At 50.5% G+C, this 16,028-nt stretch carries 11 protein-coding genes; 8 read left to right on the top strand and 3 right to left on the bottom strand.

Translation table 11 applies throughout. The features are described from left to right. Positions 1-140: 140 nt before the first annotated feature. The 6 genes from ABE504_RS09055 to ABE504_RS09030 all read left to right on the top strand — a co-directional run bounded on the left by ABE504_RS09055 (position 141) and on the right by ABE504_RS09030 (position 9,533). Entirely contained in the window at positions 141-980 is an 840-nt protein-coding gene (locus tag ABE504_RS09055) for a lipoate--protein ligase family protein (RefSeq protein WP_430087355.1), read from the top strand. Positions 981-1,398: 418 nt separating this feature from the next. Then, positions 1,399-2,271, top strand: a complete 873-nt coding sequence (locus ABE504_RS09050) for a carbohydrate ABC transporter permease (protein ID WP_430087353.1) — start codon at positions 1,399-1,401, stop codon at positions 2,269-2,271. Positions 2,272-2,438: 167 nt separating this feature from the next. Then, entirely contained in the window at positions 2,439-4,103 is a 1,665-nt protein-coding gene (locus ABE504_RS09045; RefSeq protein WP_430087351.1) for an extracellular solute-binding protein, read from the top strand. A 150-nt stretch (positions 4,104-4,253) separates the two neighbouring features. Continuing rightward, positions 4,254-6,473, top strand: a complete 2,220-nt coding sequence (locus ABE504_RS09040) for a helix-turn-helix domain-containing protein (protein WP_430087349.1) — start codon at positions 4,254-4,256, stop codon at positions 6,471-6,473. Between the two features lie 149 nt (positions 6,474-6,622). Beyond that, the gene (locus ABE504_RS09035) at positions 6,623-7,540 is read left to right on the top strand and encodes an ABC transporter permease (protein WP_430087347.1); all 918 of its coding nucleotides are present in this window, start codon (positions 6,623-6,625) and stop codon (positions 7,538-7,540) included. A gap of 91 nt (positions 7,541-7,631) precedes the next feature. Then, a complete protein-coding gene (locus tag ABE504_RS09030) occupies positions 7,632-9,533 on the top strand; it encodes a glycosyl hydrolase family 28-related protein (RefSeq protein WP_430087345.1) in 1,902 nt (633 codons plus the stop codon). Between the two features lie 55 nt (positions 9,534-9,588). Here ABE504_RS09030 and dat read toward each other — a convergent pair whose 3' ends face one another. Further along, positions 9,589-10,419, bottom strand: a complete 831-nt coding sequence (gene dat / locus ABE504_RS09025; RefSeq protein ID WP_430087344.1) for a D-amino-acid transaminase — start codon at positions 10,417-10,419, stop codon at positions 9,589-9,591. A gap of 281 nt (positions 10,420-10,700) precedes the next feature. On the opposite strand from dat, the gene ABE504_RS09020 reads away from it, so the two are divergent. Beyond that, entirely contained in the window at positions 10,701-13,355 is a 2,655-nt protein-coding gene (locus ABE504_RS09020) for an adenosylcobalamin-dependent ribonucleoside-diphosphate reductase (RefSeq protein ID WP_430087342.1), read from the top strand. 728 nt (positions 13,356-14,083) lie between these two features. Here the strand turns inward: ABE504_RS09020 and ABE504_RS09015 are convergent. Together ABE504_RS09015 and ABE504_RS09010 are read right to left on the bottom strand one after the other, a co-directional pair. After that, positions 14,084-14,617: an ImmA/IrrE family metallo-endopeptidase gene (locus tag ABE504_RS09015; RefSeq protein ID WP_430087341.1), complete on the bottom strand. Its 534-nt coding sequence runs from the start codon at positions 14,615-14,617 to the stop codon at positions 14,084-14,086. After that, complete coding sequence (locus ABE504_RS09010) at positions 14,614-14,946, bottom strand: helix-turn-helix domain-containing protein (protein ID WP_430087339.1); 333 nt, start codon at positions 14,944-14,946, stop codon at positions 14,614-14,616. Before ABE504_RS09010 ends, ABE504_RS09015 begins: the two co-directional genes overlap by 4 nt. Positions 14,947-15,555: 609 nt before the next feature. Between ABE504_RS09010 and ABE504_RS09005 the strand changes: the two genes are divergently transcribed. Continuing rightward, positions 15,556-15,993, top strand: coding sequence for a hypothetical protein (locus tag ABE504_RS09005; RefSeq protein ID WP_430087337.1), 438 nt, complete (start codon positions 15,556-15,558; stop codon positions 15,991-15,993). Positions 15,994-16,028 lie beyond the last annotated feature (35 nt).

The following is a 16,028-nucleotide window of genomic DNA, read 5'->3' as shown; positions in this document are numbered from 1 at the left end:
GATTTTTGTCGAATACGTGTTAGTATGTCCATTCGCCGGCCTTTCATAACTTTGCCATGTAAGAGTTTTCCGGTCCCGGGGCGTTGTGTGCTATGATAAGGGATGATGATCAGGATGGAATGGAAGGAAGATGAGGCTCGATGAACAAATGGAGATTCATTCACACGGGAGACCGTTCTCCTGCTGAAAATATGGCTTTAGACGAAGCAATGCTGACGGCGCATAGCGAGGGGCTCGCTCCGCCGACGGTGCGCTTCTATGGCTGGAATCCGCCGACATTGTCAATCGGCTATTTCCAAAAGGCTGCCGAAGTCGACCAAGAAGCGGTCGCCGGCGAAGGCATCGGCTTCGTTCGCCGTCCGACTGGCGGGCGTGCGGTGCTGCACGATAAGGAGCTCACATACAGCATCATCGTGGCGGAGGATTACCCAGGCATTCCGCGTCAGGTGACGGAGGCGTACCGGGTGCTCAGCGAAGGGCTGCTGCGGGGCTTCCGCGCACTGGGCCTGCAAGCGGAGATGGTTCAGCTGGCGAGCGAGGAGGAGAAGGAGAAATATGCGTCGGCCGGTTCGGCGGCCTGCTTCGATTCTCCTTCGTGGTACGAGCTCGTCGTCGAGGGGCGCAAAGTCGCCGGCTCCGCGCAGGTTCGGCAGAAAGGCGTCGTACTGCAGCACGGCTCGATTCTGCTGGACATGGACACTGACCAGCTGTTTCGTCTGCTCCGCTTCGCCAATGAGAAGGTGGCGGAGCGGATGAAAGCGAGCTTCGTGAAAAAAGCAGTCGCGATCAACGACCTGCTGCGCGCGCAGGCGAAGCCGGAAGTGACGCTGCGGGACGTCGAGGACGCGTTCCGCCGGGAAATCGCCGCCGGCCTCGGCGTCGAGCTGGAGGAAGCGCCGCTCACGCCGTACGAGGTGGAGCTGACGGAGCAGCTCGTCCGCGAGAAGTACGGGACGGCGGAGTGGAATTTGCGGCGGTAGGGAGTTCGGCTGCTGTGTAGGTGAAGCGGGCAGAAGAAGCCGCCATCAATACGAACCATAATCCAAGGATGGTCAGACTTATGACCATCCTTTTTTCGTTAGCAGCTTGTCTTGGCGCTATTGACATAAAGGAACGTCATGACACTATTTGCGTGAATTCGGCGTATTTTCACTGCAAAGGGAGCGAGAAGGCCTTATTTGCGTCATTTTGGGCGATATGACAGGCCAGAGGCCTGATTAAGGCTTCCTCGCTCCGCTGCTTATTGAAATCGGCGAAATTCAGGGGAATAGCGGCGCCTCGTTCCGCAAGATGAGCTGACGGGCTCCCGCAGGCCATATACCCGAATCATGTGTATTGCCGTCAGCCCGGCCTACCTTTTACAGTGGGGATATATCTACGAGTGGATGGAGGATTCCCATGAGAGCTTCACCTGGAGAGAAATTGTTTTACGTATTCAACTATGTGCTGTTAAGCATCGTCGGGATCAGCTGCCTGCTGCCGATGGTTCACCTCTTGGCGCTGTCGTTCAGCGATCAGCCGGCGGTGCTATCCGGCCACGTCTCGCTTTGGCCGATCGGCTGGAACATCGAGTCGTATAAGCTGCTGTTCAAAGGCACGCGCATACTGCCGGCGTTCGGCAATTCCCTGGTCATTACGATCATCGGGACCCTGCTGAGCATCGCCTTTACGGTGCTAGCAGCCTACCCGCTGTCGAAGCGTTATTTTGTCGGACGTAAAATGTACACCTTGCTGCTTATTTTCACGATGCTGTTCAGCGCGGGGCTGATCCCCAATTATTTGCTGGTCAAATCGTTAGGCATGGTAAACACCTACTGGTCATTGTGGCTGCCTGGCCTAATCTCCGTGTATAATACGCTTGTCCTGAAAGCGTTCTTCGAGAACATTCCCGCCGAGCTGGATGAAGCGGCCCGCATGGACGGGGCCAGCGAATGGCTGCTGATTGCGCGGATTTATTTGCCGCTGGCACTGCCGGCGCTAGCCACATTGATTTTGTTCTACGCCGTCGGCTATTGGAACATGTTCCAGAATGTCCTCATCTATATTAATTCGCCGGATAAGATGAACCTCACAGTCATCGTGCAGCAGATGATTATGAACAGCATGCTGCAGGTCGACCAGTTTCTTAGGCCGGAAGAGTCGATTCAAATTACGCCGGAATCGATCAAGTCGTCCGGGATCATTGTCATGATTTTGCCGATGCTGCTTGTCTATCCATTCGTGCAGAAGCACTTTGTGAAGGGGGTGATGATCGGCTCGGTCAAGGGATAGAGCGGAAAAGCGCATATCACCGAAAATCGTATATCCCCTTTGAAAGCGCTATACAGCGATTCTTGTATATTGTGAAGCCTGGGAGCATGGGGCTAGAGTAGGGGCAAGCGAACCGGTCGGCCCTGTGCTGACCATCAAGGTCGTCTATCCATAAGGAGGTCACATCGATGAAAAGAAAACTGATCACCCTTTCCGTACTGGCTGTTGTGCTTGCCGGTGTCAGCTTGCTTGCAGCTTGCGGCAAAGAAGAAGGGAGCGCCCCCCCTGCTGCTTCCGGAGACACGAAGGCTCAGGGCACGGCAGCGCCGGAGAAACGCGGTAAAATTTCAACGACCATTTATGATCGCGGCAACATGGTGCCGGAGGAAGGCACGCTCGACAAAAACCGTTGGACAGCGTACATCAATAAGAACGGCCCTGTCGACGTGACATTCGTTCCCATTCCGCGGACGAAGCCGGAAGATAAACTCAATGTGATGTTTGCGTCTGGCGAAGCGCCGGATCTTATTCAAGATTACGACGGCAAGAACAGGAGCACGTGGTATGAGTCCAAGCAGCTGCTGCCGCTGGATGACTTGATTGACAAATACAGTGTGGAGTACAAGGCGCTGCTGCAAAAATATCCGCTGCTGCGCAAATACGGCACGCGTGCGGACGGCAAGCTGTATGACATTGCAGTGCTGGCCAAGCTGGACGTGAACTGGGTGTACCTCGTGCGGGCAGACTGGCTGAAGAAGCTCGGACTGGAAGCGCCGAAAACGACCGATGAGCTGATGGCAGTGGCGAAGGCGTTCACCGAGAAAGATCCGGACGGCAACGGGAAGAACGATACATATGGCTTGTCGCTGGGCGGCGGCTACAACAACAAAGTGATTGATTTCATGTTCGGCGTGCCGGTGTTCTCGAACTATACACTGAAGGATGGCAATATTCAGTACGCTTGGGAGAATCAGCAGGCTGGTCTGGAGTTCAAGAAGAAAATGTTCCAGGAAGGCGTCATCGACAAAGACTTTGCGGCGGATACGAATGGGGATAAGGCGAAGCGCGATTTCTTGAACGGCAAGCTTGGCTTCTATGTCGGCCCACTTCCTTCAACCATTGAAATGGAAACGCTGATGAAGAACGACCCGAACGCACAGCTGTCACCGATTCTGCTGCCGAAGAGCCCTTTCGGCCAATTCAGCCCGCCGCTCAGCGCGCCGATTCAGAACGCGGCAGTTGTGAACGCGAAGGCGAAAGATCCGGTTTCCGTTATCAAATATATTGATTATTTGGAGAAAGAAAGCACGTACAAAGCATTGAAATGGGGCATTGAGGGCGAGCACTACAAGCTGGATGCTAACGGCTGCGCGCAGACAATTGACCCAGATAAAAATAAAAAAGAACGCAGCTATGCCGGCGATTACAGCATGATTTCATCCGCGCCTGCGAGCGTGCTGCAAAAATGCGATTCCCGCCTCGATACATTGAGCGACAGCAAGCCAGCCGAGAAGGAAATCAAACGCATCTTGATGGAAGCTCGCAAACTGTATATTGCGCCTGAGCGTCCGACATCCGGTTACTTCATTGATGTTCCGTCCACGCCGAAAGATCTGGATATGATCGTGCAAAGCGTGCCGAACATCCAAATCGCCGCTTCCAAGATCGGGACACCGGACGAATACGTGAAGGCGATTGTAACGCCGAATATGACGCCGGAGCAGGCGGTCAAGAACGCCAAAGACATCTGGACGAAAGCCGGCGGCTCCAAAGTCGACGAATGGTTCCAGAATTGGTACAAAACGAATAAAGATAAAGCCATCACGGTTAACGACATTTACGAGGTCAAATAGCTGAATGAAAGCCGGTCGGAGCGAGTGCTCTGCGCCGGTTTTTTTGCATGGGAACCGAAAAATGTATATGCCTGAAAAACGTGTATTTGCAGGGCTCGGGAATCCGGTTACAATGAAGGCAATTATTCCGTGAAGGAGAGAGCGGTGGACATGCTATCGAAGAAAAACTGGTTTAACCGATTGCTGATCTCCTACATCCCTGTTTTTGTGATCATCGTTTTCGTCTTATCCGGCCTCTTTTTTGTATTTGCCAACTACATTACACAGAGTCAATCGAAGAAAACGAATGTCATTTTTATGGAGCAAGCGATGGGCAATCTCGACCGCACGTTAAAACAGATCGATTTAACCGTGCTGCGGGAGCTGAACACGAACGAGGGCTTGAACAGCTTTTATTTTGCTCCGGAAGGGGATCGTTATAACGGTATCGCGCTGCCGGCAACCAAGCTGGAGCAGCTTGTGTCGGGCTCGCCGGAAATTGCGTCGGCGTATTTGTACCGCAATACGGATGGCAAGGTGCTGAGCAATAGCTTGATTGTGCCTTTGGAAGTATTTGGGGATGCGGAATTTCTAAAAAATATCATTCAGAACGGTCCGCCTGCGGCATGGACGCCGATTCGCGGCTATACGGAATATCTTGACGAGGAGCCCAAAAGCGTCGTCAGCTTGGTGCGCAGAGCCCCGCTTTTGACCGGTGATAGAGGGTTCATTGTCATCAATGTCAGTGTGGATTATATTTCCAAAATGATCGATCAGATGGGCTATTCGCATTACAGCTTTATCCGCGTGTTGGATGAAAGCGGCCACACCATCAACAGTCAAGGGGCGGCCGTCGAAAGCTCGCGCGCGCTGCAGTCAGGCTCGATGAAATCGGCCTATACCGGCTGGGAGATGCAGATTGGACTCAAGGAAGGCGGCTTCACATATTTGTTCTCGAGCCTTTATATCGGCTGGATTCTCATCACGATTGTGATGCTGATCATCGGGATCTGGTGGATCATCCACGCCTCCAGGACGCATTACCGTCCTGTGGAATCGATTCTGAATCAAGTCCGCGCCGGCGCACTGCATAAAGCTTCCGCAGGGAAGGACGAGTTTCATTTTATCCAGAATGCGATCACGGAGCTCATTGATCAGACGAATGAATTCCAGCAAAAGCACCGGCAGGACATGGTGTATCGCAAACAGGTGCTTTTCATGGAGCTGATTCAAGGCAACAAACCGCTCGCACCGGAGGCGTGGAAGGAGCAGCTTGACGCCTATCGGCTGCCGGCGGAGTCGGCGAACCTGCAGATGGCGGTCATTGAGCTGGATAAATTTCAACAGTTCTGCGAGCGGTACAACCAGCGGGATCAATCCTTGCTGAAATTTGCCCTGAAAAGCGTCATTACGGAAATGGCTGAGAAGCATGCGCTCGTCGCCTGGGCGGAATGGATCGACAGCGATCGGCTGGGGGTGCTCCTGTTTCATCACGTGGAGACGGATGGCCTGTCCACCAAGTCTCTATTGGAAGAGCTGCACGGCTGGGTGCAGGGCCATCTGCATTTTACCGTGACGACGGGGCTCAGTTCTTCCGTGAAGCAAAGCGAAGACATCCCCTTGGCTTACGAGGAGGCCGCAACCGCGCTGAAATATAAAACGGTGCTGGGCTTCAGCCGGGTGATTCATTTCCTGGAAGTCAAGCCCAAGCAGGATGGCGACGTCTACAATCGCCTGCAATCCGTTCGCGGCATGGTGATCATGTACAAGCAGGGCAACGATGAATGGCAGACGGCATTTACCAGCTTGATCCAGCACTTGCGCGACGATCATGCGGCCCAGGATGACATCATCATTACGATGGAGTACATGAACTATCAACTAAATCAAGCGATGAAAGAGCTGCATGCTGCGTACAAGGAGCGATGGGAGCAAGACACGTATCCGGCGCTGCTGGCGATTCTGGAGCATCATGAACTGCTGGATGAACTGGCAGAGCGGTATTTCGGGCTGCTCGCGGAGGAATACGCAAGGCTGAAAGAGCTGCATGAAAACAGCTCGAACCGCGTCCTGATCCGCCAAATGCAAAAGTTTATCGAGGATCATTTATATAATCCGGATTTATCGCTGAACATGATCGGCGAAGCATTTGATATGAACGATAAACAGGTCAGCCAGGTGATCAAGCAGGAGCTCGGGGAAAAATTCGTGGACTATCTGGCCCGGCTGCGCATTCAATATGCCAAGCGGCTGCTCGAAGAAACGGACGAGCCGATCCAAGCCGTATCGCTGAAAGTCGGGTACGTGCACGCACTTTCTTTTATCCGCATGTTCAAGAAGATGATGCAGATGACGCCGGGCGATTACCGGAAGCTGCACCGCAACTCGTAATTCATAAGCATTCGCCTTGGGGCGGGTGCTTTTTTGCTGCTTCGAGATTGGCATATACCGGATTCTTGTGTATTGCGGCGGCAGCGCGAGGCTCGTAAAGTAGGGGATGTCAAATGAAGTTTGCTCGCAACTGAAAGGAGTTTTCCCGCATGAAATCAACACCGCTGTATTCAAAAAAGAAGCTCTGGGCGCTCAACAGCCCGCTCTATCTCATGTTCGTACCTGTGCTGCTGTACTTCGTCATTTTCAAATATGTACCGATCGGCGGGCTGGTCATCGCTTTCAAGAACTATAATCTCGCCGACGGCATCTGGGGCAGTCCGTGGTCAGGGCTCGATAACTTCAAGCTGCTATACAACAACCCGAACATCGTTCAAATTATTCGCAATACGTTTATTATCTCTCTGCTCAGCACATTCGTCGGCTTTCCGTTTCCGATTTTGCTGGCGATCCTGCTGAATGAGGTACGGAAATCGTTTTTTAAAAAGACGGTCCAGACGCTTGTCTACTTCCCTCATTTTCTCAACTGGGTTATCATCGGTTCCTTTGTTGTGCTGATCTTTGCGCAGGAGCATGGCATCATGGCTTCGATTTCGAAAATGATTACAGGAGAGGGCTTTCCGTTTCTGTATGAGAAAGGCTCTTGGCTGGCGATTTTTCTGGGAGTGGGCATTTGGAAAGAGACGGGTTTCTCAGCCATCATTTATTTGGCGGCGCTTGGCTCTATCGATCCGAGCCTGTATGAGTCGGCCAGTATGGACGGCGCGAATAAGTGGAAGCAAATGTGGCATATTACCCTGCCGGGTATCGCCCCGGTCATTGCACTGATGCTGATTCTGTCGATGGACCGCGTCATGAATGTAGGATTTGATCAAATTTACGTATTGAGCAATCCGGTCGTTTCCGACTTATCCAATGTGATTTCGGTATGGAGCTATAATATCGGTCTTCGCAACGGGCAGTTCAGCTTATCGACGGCGCTCGGTTTGTTTGAATCGGCGGTAGGTCTGACGCTTGTCGTTATCGCGAACACCATTTCGCGCAGATTCGGTCAGAGCATGTGGTAAAAGCCGGAAAGGAGGTGAGCAGCGCTTTTCAGGTCGTGCAACTTGGGATCAGTCATCCATTCCATACATGAAAATGAGGTGAGCGATTACAATGAAAGCCAAGTTATTGATGAAAAGTGTGCTTCTTGCAGGGGCTCTGCTGGCGGCGATGCCGCTTTCGGTTTCTGCCTTTGATTACGGCGACTTGCCCACAAGCATTATGCCTGCTGCCGGTTTTCCGAATCCATCGTGGGTGGATCCGGGCGGTTGGACGACGCTCAATGTGACGTCGTACGGCTTGCCTGCCAACGATGCAAGTGTAGATGCGACGGCGGCGGTGCAAAGCTTGCTCGGCAGCACGTCAGGCAGACGGATTCTGTACTTCCCGGACGGCGCGTATTATTTCAAGACGCCGCTTTCAATCACAAGCGGGGATCTTATTCTTCGCGGCAACGGCCTGACGAAAACGACCTTTTTCATTGGAGACGGGGCGAATCTGAATACGGAGCTGCGCTTTGACGGAAGCCTAAGCGGTTCGCCCATTGCGGTGAGCGGTTCGCAGGCGGCAGGCAGCCAGACAATTACAGTGGCAGATGCGTCCACACTGAATGTTGGTGACTATGTGTCACTCTATTTATCCGGCGGAAGGGTGGCTTGGAGCTTTTATACCGAATCGCAGATCGTTAAAATCACAGGCAAAAGCGGCAATACGCTGACGCTCGACATGAAGATCGGGCTGGATTATCCGGCGGCGAAAACGCCGATGGTGCAGAAGCTGAACTTGCTGCAGAACGTCGGCGTGGAGAAGCTGAAGCTGGTGCGGACTGTGCAGCCGACGATCGAGAACACGAACAATCTCTCGCTGAGTCGGACGGCGAACGGCTATGTTAAAGACATTGAATCCGTCATCAGCGGCCGGGGCCACATCTCGATCGACAACTCGAAAGACATTGTGATTGAACGAAACTTTGTGCATGATGCTTTCATTAAAAATGTTGGCGGCTATGCGTATGGCATCGTCAATAATGGGTCGACCAACGTGCGTGTGACGGATAACAAAACATGGGATCTGCGCCACCACATCCTGCTTCAGCTTGGTGCGAACCACTCCGTCATCAGCTACAACTCGTTAGAGGCGCCATACACGGACTATAATGACATGGCTTTTCATGCGAATTATGCCTATATGAATTTGATTGAAGGCAACACGTTCAGGGAAGGCTTTGCGGATAATTCCAAGACCGGCGATCCGGCCATGACGGCGACAGGCCCCCGCAATACGTGGTTCCGCAACTATGCAACCGGCAAAATCGGCACGGACAATACCTCGACGGTGAATCAAAATATGATCGGCAACATATCGGGCAGCGTTTCGACAGCTGGTTCCGGCCATTATTTGGGCGCGAATAAGTTGACGAGCGGGACGATCAATTGGGGCTCGCTGAGCTCGTCATCGAACATTCCGGCGTCCTTGTATTTGCCGTCGGTGCCTTCCTTCCTGAGTTCGAAACCGTTTCCGCTGTACGGTCCCGGCGTCGGTACGGACTGGGGCGTGAGCAATACGAATCCGGCGAAGGACAGAGCGATTCCAGTAAGCGGATTCACCTTGGTAGACGATTTGAACGATTGGAGCAAAACGTACAGCCATACGGCGAATTTGAATTTTGATACGGCCAATACGGCCAAATTTGAAGGTGATACTTCGCGGGCGAAGCGCACGACGAAGACGAATGAAGAGGTCGTCTGGAAGCAGATCGGCATGAGCTCGTTCACGGCGGTCACTTATTTCTGGCCTTCCGAGGGCGTGTCGGCGTTCACGCTGTATACGTCTCCGGACGGTACGACCTGGACGGCGGCGTCGCCTTCGATCACAGGCGGCTCGGGCGACTGGAAGAAATACACGTATAGCCTCAGCGGCCTGCATGGCGTCAACTATGTCAAAATACGCTGGAACAACACTGGCGGCTCTGTGTGGAATCCGCAGATCAGCAAGGTCACGATGAAGACGTATTAAAAAGACAGCTCAGCATCTTTTACGATGCTGAGCTGTTTTGCTGTGCAGGCAGGCGTTATTTGGCGAATGTACGTTCGAATTCGGCTTGGAGCTGCCGGGCGACAGGGCCTGGGGTGCCGCTGGCTATCGGGCGGCCGTCGACTTGAACGACAGGAGTAATTTCCATTGTCGTTCCTGTAATAAAGGCTTCTTCCGCTTGGAGAAGATCGTCTGTCGTAAATGCTTCCTCACGAGCGGGGATACCTAGTGAACGCGCGATTCTGAGCACGACCATGCGTGTGATGCCGTGCAGAATCAGGTTGTTGGCTGGATGTGTGAGCAGTTCTCCGTTGGAGACGATCATCAGGTTCGACGCGCTGCACTCCGTTACGATGCCTTCGCGGTGGAGGATGACTTCCTGCACACCGAAATCTAATGCTGCCTGTTTGGCCAGTACGTTCGGCAGCAGGTTCAGCGTTTTTAGGTCGCAGCGCAGCCAGCGAATGTCGGGCTGGGTTATGGCGCGAATGCCTTGCTGGATCGTAGCAAGCGGGCGCGGGACCTCATTGCAGTAGGCGAGCATGACCGGCTCGGCGGTTTGCGGGAAAGGGTGGGCTCGCGGAGCTTCACCACGGGTGATTTGCAGATAGACGGTGCCTTCAAGGAGGCTGTTGCGGGAAATTAGCTCGCGCAGCATGCTGACGAACTGCTCGCGAGTGTAAGGGAGCGTTAGCTTGACCTCCGAAGCTGTCCGCTCCAGCCGATCCATGTGAGCGTCACACTCGTACAATTCCCCGTGGTAGACGCGAAACACCTCGTAAATGCCGTCGCCAAAGTAATAACCTCGGTCATTCGGAGAAATGTGCACGTCATGTGCAGGGATAAATTCGTTTTTGAAAAAATACATTGGGCTCACGTCCTTTATAAAAAATAAAATATCGAACATTTGTTCTAAAATTATTTGAATTGTGGTATTCTATTATTAAGGTATCAAAGCTCGCGGGCCGCGTCAAAACTAGCACGTTGCGACGGGAAAGGCAATAGGGACATATGCCTTTGTGAAGACTACATGTTGTGTAGTATAATGAATGGTGCATACCAGATATTGTGAAATGATGGCATTGACACAGGCAGCAAATATCTTGAATCGCAGCTGAAATCGCAGCTACTTGGGAGGGTATTTGAAAGATGGGGAACGGGTACACGAGCAAGGGATTAACGGGCTTAAGTGAGAAAATCTTTTTGGATCGCTATGCTTTGAAGGATGCGGACACGAGCAAGGCTAAAGTGGGAGATACGGTGCTCGTGCTGACGAAAGACGATCCGAAATTTCCGGCCAAAGAGGTCGGAGCGATTATTAGCCGTGATGGCAATACTGTCAAAGTGCTGACGCGCAGCGGGGAAACGGTGGAATCTGCCGTTGAGAAGCTGACGCTCAATAGAGAAAAATCACCGGAAGAAATGTGGGACCGTCTGGCCGGTGCGATGGCATCCGTCGAAAGCACGCCGGAGAAGCGCGCCGAATGGACGGAGAAGTTCAAATATGTGTTGAATGACTGGAAGCTGGTTCCCGGCGGGCGAATCGCAGCGGGGGCGGATGCGAGCGACGAGCTGACGCTGTTCAACTGCTACGTCATTCCTTCGCCGAAGGACAGCCGCGGCGGCATTATGAATACCTTGACGGAAATGACCGAGATTATGTCGCGCGGCGGCGGTGTCGGCATTAACCTGTCTTCTTTGCGTCCGCGGCGCGCGGTTGTGAAAGGTGTAAATGGCTCTTCCAGCGGGGCTGTGTCGTGGGGTGGGCTTTTCAGCTACACGACTGGCTTGATCGAGCAAGGCGGCAGCCGGCGCGGCGCGCTCATGCTGATGATCAACGACTGGCATCCGGATCTGGTTGATTTTATCACGGTCAAATCGACCATGGGGCAGATCACGAACGCGAATTTGTCTGTTTGCGTAAGCAATGGGTTTATGCAAGCGGTGAAAGAAGATAAAGAATGGGATTTGGTGTTCCCAGACACGACGGATCCGGAGTACGACGAGAAGTGGGACGGCAATCTGGATGCATGGAAAGCGATGGGCAAAGCGGTGAAGCCTTACCGTACCGTTCGCGCGCGCGATGTGTGGCATACGATTATCGAGTCTGCCTGGAAATCCGCTGAGCCGGGCGTTGTCTTCCTGGAGTACTATAACCAGATGTCGAACAGCTGGTATTTTAATCCGATTATTTGTACGAATCCGTGCGGCGAGCAAGGACTTCCGGCTTGGGGCGTGTGCAACCTATCTGCGGTCAACTTGTCCAAATTCTATGATGCAGCGAATCATGATGTCGATTGGGAAGACCTTGGGAAGGTCGTGCGCTATTCGACGCGTTTTCTGGATAATGTTATCGATAAGACGCCGTACCATTTTGAAGAAAACCGTGCGAATCAGCAAAATGAACGCCGCGTAGGCCTTGGTTCCATGGGGCTGGCTGAGCTGATGATCAAGTTGCAGATTCGTTACGGCAGTCCGGAATCGCTCGACTTCTTGGATAAGCTGTACGGCTTCATGGCTCGCGAAGCTTATCTGGCTTCCGCTGAAATTGCAGCTGAAAAAGGCTCGTTCCAAGCGTTTGATGCAGAAAAATTCCTGCAAAGCGGCTTTATGAACAACATGACTCGCGTGTATCCGGAAGTGGGCGCAGCTATTCTCCAGCACGGCATGCGCAACGTGACCGTCATTACGCAAGCACCGACAGGCAGCACGGGCACGATGGTCGGTACTTCGACAGGGATTGAGCCGTACTTTGCCTTTGAATATTTCCGTCAAAGCCGGCTTGGCTTCGATAAGCAATACGTGCCGATTGCGCAGGAATGGAAGGATGCAAACCCAGGCCAAGAGCTGCCGGATTACTTCGTGACTTCCATGACCTTGACAGCGGAAGATCATATTCGTGTGCAGGCGGCTATTCAGACATGGGTCGACAGCTCCATTTCCAAAACGGCGAACTGTCCGTCGGACTTCACGGTGGAAGAAACGAAGCGTTTGTATGAATTGGCATTCGACCTCGGCTGCAAAGGCGTGACGATCTATCGTGACGGCAGCCGTGATGTGCAGGTGCTGAGCACGGGCGCTGGTTCTGGAGCTGCGGACGAGAAGAAGGAAGAGAAGCAGCAGGAGGTTGCTCCGGTCGCTGTGGCGGCGGAAGCGGTCAAAGAGGAAGACAGCTTGACGCAGTTTTCCGGCAAGCTGGCCGTGAATGTGGATGTGAAGACGGAGCAGGTCTTCGATCGCCAGTACAAGCGCCGCCCGCAAATTTTGCGCGGGGCGACGTACAAAGTGAATACGCCGTTCGGCATGGCGTATATTACGATCAACGACATGAACGGCACGCCGAGCGAAATTTTCCTCAACGTAGGGAAAGCGGGCTCTGACGTGTTCGCGATGTCCGAAGCGCTGGGCCGCGTCTGCTCCTTGTTCCTGCGGTACGGGGACCACGGCGACAAAGTGAAGCTGCTCGTGAAGCACTTGAAAGGCATTGGCGGCTCCGGCGCCATTGGGTTCGGCACGAACCGCGTCGAGTCGATCGCCGACGCGGTGGCCAAAGCGCTCGAGCAGCACGAAGAAGTGATGAGCGAGCCCGACGACGCGCGGAACTACGTGACCGCGACGAGTGAAGTTGTGGAGGCGCCGCCGACACCGGCCACTGCGCCTAGCAGCAGCGCGCACGGGCACGAGAACGCTGGCGCGGCAGGAGTCGCGTCGAAGGACCTGTGCCCGTCGTGCGGTTCCGCTTCGCTGGTGAACAGCGAAGGGTGCAAGAACTGCGTCAACTGCGGGTACAGCAGGTGTTCGTAAGAGAGAAGCCAGGGGTGGGGTGCCCCTGTGTGTGTGAGCTGTAACTTAAAATGTCGGTGACTGGAAGATTAAATGTCGTTCGATTGTAACATATTTGGACGTTGGCCCGAGCCTTGATGCTACGGGCTTTTTATTTGTTTAGGATGAGATCTTTTAGTCGGTAATTACTTAGTTTTTTTCTATACTCTATTCATACGATCTGGTTCAAAATTGTAATTTTAAATGACGTTTTTTAAAAAGTATAATCATTCCTACGAGTATTTTTTGTTCTTATCTAATATTTATATTCAGGATCTCTGCGCGCCTCATGCATCCATTTATTCGTGAGTTGATCTCAACTTTCATTTGATTCAGGAGAATCAAGAGTTCCTCATATCCACCCAAGACCTATCAATAGTATCTTGCGTTAGCGTCCTAACGTATTTTCGTTCTTCCATACCCGTATATCATCAATACAAAAAGTTCTTTTGTTCTTCCTAATAGATGTTTCAACATCAGCATTATAACGGGTCTTGGTTGATATATACATTTGGTGCAAAAAAATACTCTGTCCTTAATTCTCTTTAAGGTCTCTTATTTTGCGATCCAATAATTTTAGGAGAGTTAACAGCTTTATTATGAGGTGGATTTTTTGTTGAGAATGAGTAATAAAGAAAAAAGAATTTAAAATTAAAGCACAAAAAAAGAGGCATCTAACAGATTGCCTCTTTTTTGAGCTAACTATTAATTTAAATAACACCGATTTTACCTAAACGAATAAATAAAGCTTGTTGACTTACTTTAAATTGTTCAGCTATTTCAGTGAATTGTTTTGATTCATTGTTAAGTAAATCGATTTCCCCATCTAACTTTTCTTGAATTGCTTCGATAAGAAATTGTTTTGGCATCAAAAGCGCAGCGGCAAAAGCATTCGCTTCGACCTCTTCATGGTTAATGGCTTTTGAGGAGTTTTCATCCCTAAAATTTAACTTAAAACCTCGATCGACATGCATTTCATTACCTTTATGTAAGAGAAAGTGACCAAGTTCATGTGCAATCGTAAAACGTTGTCTATTTAGAGAGTGAGAAGAGTTGACCCCAATAATAACTTCACTCTCGTCCTCATTTCGAAAGAGTAATCCAGATAATTCACCTTCAAAAGGTTGATATTGGACATGAATATCTAAGTTCTTTGCGATTTCCTCAACTGGAATTGGTAGTTCTTGAATATTTAATTTGTTCAGCAGTTGTTCAGCTCTTTTTTCTGCTTTACTAATATTCATGATTTATCCCCCAGTCTTTTTGAATTTAAATACATTTTCTTGAAAAATTCAATACCATCAGCATCTAGTTTTTCCACTTTTTCAGGTAACTCAACATTTGTAATAAGTTCAGCCGGTTGTGGGAGTAATTCTAAGGGGGTAATGCCCAGAGTCTCCGCAATTTCATACAAGGAATGGATTTGAAAGCGCTGCTTTCCTTGTTCAATATTAGTTATTGAAGTTCTTGAACGATGAACACGATCAGCAAGTTCTTCTTGTGTCCATTTTTTCTTCTCACGGAAAGTTTTTATTCTTGTCCCTATTTCTTTATAAAGTAATTCTTCAATCATCATATTAGCTCCAATTACAAAGTCGTTCTAAAACTAATATTACCTTCAAAAAAATTAAAGTCAATGAGAGGAAAGTCTCTAAAAAGAAATGTTTGTGTCGTTGACATGAAATGTCAACGACATTGACTTTATAAATAATCAATAGTTAATAATGTTGACATTATTGAGTTAAAAGTGATAATCTAGTTATGTGCTTAAGGGAAAAATATCCAAGAGGGGAGTGCCAACATGGCAACAAACGGCAAACCAGGTGCAGGAAGAGTTGGGGCGGTTCGAGATCGGAGTCAATTTCAAGCTCCAAACGGTAATTGGGTAAAACGGGACAGTAATACCGGAAGAACCATGGATCAGAAAACAAGAAGTCTAACTCCGTTTAAAGGGATCCATAAGGAAAAGTAGTATTGGACAAGCTTCAACTGATTGTTGTGAAAATGAAAAAAAGCTTAACCGAAGTTAAGCTTTCCATCGCAGGGATTTGGTAGTGCATGTATGTTTTTGTTAACCTTCGCCAAAAGTCATTAACAAAAACCTGACTAGTTAACACAAGTTATTCTACATCACTGACTAAATTCCTGCTACTTAAAAACTCTTTATGAAAGCAGGTTACTAATGCGTTCTTTTCTTGAAGCCATCGATGAAATGAAAAACCCATGGATTTGTGCCATCATATATGCGGCAGCAGCCGCGATATCTTACTACGCATACACATTGATTTCAGAGCTTCCTAAACCCGAAACGTTTTCTGAACTAGTGAAGTTTTATTTCGCTAGTCCATTACATTATTTAAAAATTACATGCATTTCATTTGGTGCATTTTTACTCTGCGGCTTTGCAGCAATTGTTTCCTTTCGTCTGTCGTATGTAGGTGACGAGTCTGCATTATGGGTACGGGTTTTACTATGCGTAGCAGGGGCATTGTTTGTTATTGCTAGCCTTTACTTCCTCGTATACTTCTCATGGCTGTTAATCGTGCTTTGTGTACTTGGTTTTATACTCGTGGCCATGGGGAACAGTGACTCTCGTCCAAGACGAAGAAGAGCATACTGAGCCTAGAATAGTTGGCGAAATAAACCAATCAATCC

Origin of the sequence: Paenibacillus oryzisoli (assembly GCF_050467285.1) — a bacterium.
GTDB classification, from domain to species: Bacteria; Bacillota; Bacilli; order Paenibacillales; family NBRC-103111; genus Paenibacillus_E; species Paenibacillus_E oryzisoli_A.
Note: the sequence above shows the minus strand (reverse complement) of the source record. Positions and strands in the feature narration are given on the sequence as shown.

Coding starts and splice junctions, on each gene's coding strand:
- ABE504_RS09055 (WP_430087355.1), top strand. CDS start 141: ATGAACAAATGGAGATTCATTCACACGGGAGACCGTTCTCCTGCTGAA.
- ABE504_RS09050 (WP_430087353.1), top strand. CDS start 1,399: ATGAGAGCTTCACCTGGAGAGAAATTGTTTTACGTATTCAACTATGTG.
- ABE504_RS09045 (WP_430087351.1), top strand. CDS start 2,439: ATGAAAAGAAAACTGATCACCCTTTCCGTACTGGCTGTTGTGCTTGCC.
- ABE504_RS09040 (WP_430087349.1), top strand. CDS start 4,254: ATGCTATCGAAGAAAAACTGGTTTAACCGATTGCTGATCTCCTACATC.
- ABE504_RS09035 (WP_430087347.1), top strand. CDS start 6,623: ATGAAATCAACACCGCTGTATTCAAAAAAGAAGCTCTGGGCGCTCAAC.
- ABE504_RS09030 (WP_430087345.1), top strand. CDS start 7,632: ATGAAAGCCAAGTTATTGATGAAAAGTGTGCTTCTTGCAGGGGCTCTG.
- dat (WP_430087344.1), bottom strand. CDS start 10,419: ATGTATTTTTTCAAAAACGAATTTATCCCTGCACATGACGTGCACATT.
- ABE504_RS09020 (WP_430087342.1), top strand. CDS start 10,701: ATGGGGAACGGGTACACGAGCAAGGGATTAACGGGCTTAAGTGAGAAA.
- ABE504_RS09015 (WP_430087341.1), bottom strand. CDS start 14,617: ATGAATATTAGTAAAGCAGAAAAAAGAGCTGAACAACTGCTGAACAAA.
- ABE504_RS09010 (WP_430087339.1), bottom strand. CDS start 14,946: ATGATTGAAGAATTACTTTATAAAGAAATAGGGACAAGAATAAAAACT.
- ABE504_RS09005 (WP_430087337.1), top strand. CDS start 15,556: ATGCGTTCTTTTCTTGAAGCCATCGATGAAATGAAAAACCCATGGATT.